This is a genomic window from Pseudomonas weihenstephanensis (genome assembly GCF_001043055.1).
Taxonomy (GTDB): domain Bacteria; phylum Pseudomonadota; class Gammaproteobacteria; order Pseudomonadales; family Pseudomonadaceae; genus Aquipseudomonas; species Aquipseudomonas weihenstephanensis.
In genome coordinates, this window is sequence record NZ_JYLF01000019.1 from 1 (window position 1) to 2,424 (window position 2,424).

A 2,424-nucleotide genomic window follows, 5' to 3' on the forward strand; every position below is an offset into this window, starting at 1 on the left:
TTCCACAAGCGCGGCGAGGTGCCTTCTTGCGGTTTGCCAATGATGTAGCGGTTCTCGCTGTCCTTGAGCAGTTCGATGGCTGCCCAGTCGATCGGGTTAAGGACGATGCCGGTAGACGGAAACTCGGCCAGGGTGGCTTGTAGCAGCGCAAGGCGAATGCGGTCGATGCGTTGTTCAGCATCCACGGTGATCCCGGTGGGTGCCTTATAAACCTGAGCCTGAGGGATGATGCCGTTGAGGTTATTGCCGGTGCCGTTGCCGTAGAGCAGTTGCGCCTCTTCGGCCAGCAGCAGGCCGTAACGGGCGCGGGCATCGATGTAGCTTTGCAGCGCCGCCGCATCATCGAGGATTTGCCGGCTGCCTTTGAACAGGTGCGCAATGGTGCGCACGTTTGCGTTTTCAAGGCCGAAAGTGAGGTCGCTGTAAGGCTTGGCCAAGCCCTCGCCGACAATGGCGGCATTGTTGGTGAAGCCGGTTTCGCGCACGTATTCGACGGCGTTGGCACCGGTGGTGCCCGGTGCGACGAGGTCACGAATGGTCAGACGGCGCTGCGGGGCGAGGATCACACCAACTCGGTCCGGCGCAACCAGTGCGCCGCCCGATCCCGGCGCGGAGGTAATGGCCGCGCGCGGCACTTCAACACGGCGCGAGCCTCGGAAAGAACTGGTCACGCCTTCTTCGCTCATTTTGGCGGCGACCAGATGCCCGGCTGTTTGCTGGATTTCCGGTTCGTGACGCTTGCCCGCGTTGACCAACTTTTGCTCAGCGTCTTGCATGCGCGCTTGCAACTCGCCCTGCTTGCTGAGCAGCTCGTCGACCTTGGCCCGGGTTTCGGTCTGCATGTCGCCGGAGTGCTTGATTTCTTTTTCCGTGCGCTCGGCATAGGCCTTGATCTGGTCGCCCACGGCCTTGAGGTCTGCTTGGGTTTGTTTCTGTGACGCTTCGATTTTGGAGAGGTCTGGCATGGTGGGTACCTGCTGAAACGAAAAAACCGCCATCAGGCGGTTGGGGTTTAAGGAATGTGGATCAGCGCGTCGGAATCAGGCCGATCAAGGACGAGGCTTGATGGGCAGTCTCTTCGAACGCGCACATATCGAGGGCAGCGCTGAGCGAACCCAACGGGACAGCCCGGGGCGTGTCACTTGCAACAGCGTTTGGCGTGTTGCTTTTGATGCCTGCAATCAGCTTGCGCCGCTCGCTGCGGGGCATGCCGGACTTGGCCAGCGCCGCGTCCAGTTTTCGGGAGGCATGGGCTTGGGTCAGGGCGTCATCGGGGGCTTCTTTGACCTCATCAGCGGCGATCAACCCGGTGGCGAAACCCTTTTCAAGGGCGCTGCTGCCACTGAGGTAGGTTTCGGCGTCCAGCATGGCCTCGATGTCGTCTTCACTTTGCCCGCTAGTGTCGGCGTAAAGCCCGATCATCGCCTTGTCGAATTCTTCCATCTGGTCGGCAGCTTCGCGCAGGCCGTGGCGGTTGGCGGCCAGCCAGGTCCAGCAGTTGTGGATCATCAGAAACGCGCTTTTGGCGACCTCGCGGGTGCTGCCCGCCATTGCAATGACTGACGCGGCCGAGGCAGCCAGGCCCAGCACTTTGACGGCGACCGGTTGCGAGTGTTCGCGCAGGCGGTTGTAAATGGCGATGCCTTCAAACATGTCGCCGCCCGGTGAGTTGATGTACACCGTGACCGGTTTGTCGCCGATGGCGCGCAGGGCTGAATCAATGCGTTTGAGCGTGACGCCCTCACCCCACCAGTCTTCACCGATCACGCCGTACATGGTGATGGTGTCTGTAGCCGTTTCTACGGCGGCCCGCAGGTCGGGGTTCCACATATCGAGCGCGCGCGGGCTGATTTCGCAACGCAAGTCGCGATTGGCTTGGATCTGCATGATTCACTCCTGAGCGGTAGTTTCTGGCTGTTGTAACCAGTTCATCAGGGCCGCTCTTGCAGCTTGCCCGTCGTTGGATTGGCCAAGTTGGTCAATCGGGGAAAGGTTGGTTTGCACCGTGAGCACGTCAGCGTTGCCGCCACGGCGCGGCAGGTTCTCTTTGCCCCGGCATTCGTCACGGGTCATGATTCCGTTTTGTGTCATTTGGCTGTACCAGGCCGCCCGCCCTGCGGTGTCCGCCTTGAGGAAGGCTTCCAGCGAGAACTCGGCGTAATGGGTCACGCGCTCTACCGGGGTCAGCAGCCGTTTGTTGACGCACTGTTGGATTTGCGAGGTGAGTGAGCTGATGCAGAAGGTCAGGAACGCGATCATCTGCTGTTCAAGGCCAGTGCCCCAGTTGCTGCCGGAATCGGTTTTGCCCACCATCCACGGCGGCACGCCAAACCAGCGGCAAATCTCTTCGATGCTGAAGGTGCGTGATTCCAGCAGTTGCGCATCCACGGGGTCGATGCCGATGGACTCAGGGGTAATGCCCTG

Annotated in this window: 3 protein-coding genes; all 3 read right to left on the reverse strand. The window is 60.8% G+C overall.

The window, feature by feature from the left end:
• On the reverse strand, positions 1-965 hold a 965-nt coding region (locus TU86_RS21985; protein ID WP_048366434.1), incomplete at its 3' end, for a phage major capsid protein.
• 61 nt (positions 966-1,026) lie between these two features.
• A complete protein-coding gene (locus TU86_RS21990; RefSeq protein ID WP_048366435.1) occupies positions 1,027-1,887 on the reverse strand; it encodes a head maturation protease, ClpP-related in 861 nt (286 codons plus the stop codon).
• 3 nt (positions 1,888-1,890) lie between these two features.
• On the reverse strand, positions 1,891-2,424 hold a 534-nt coding region (locus TU86_RS21995; protein ID WP_048366436.1), incomplete at its 5' end, for a phage portal protein.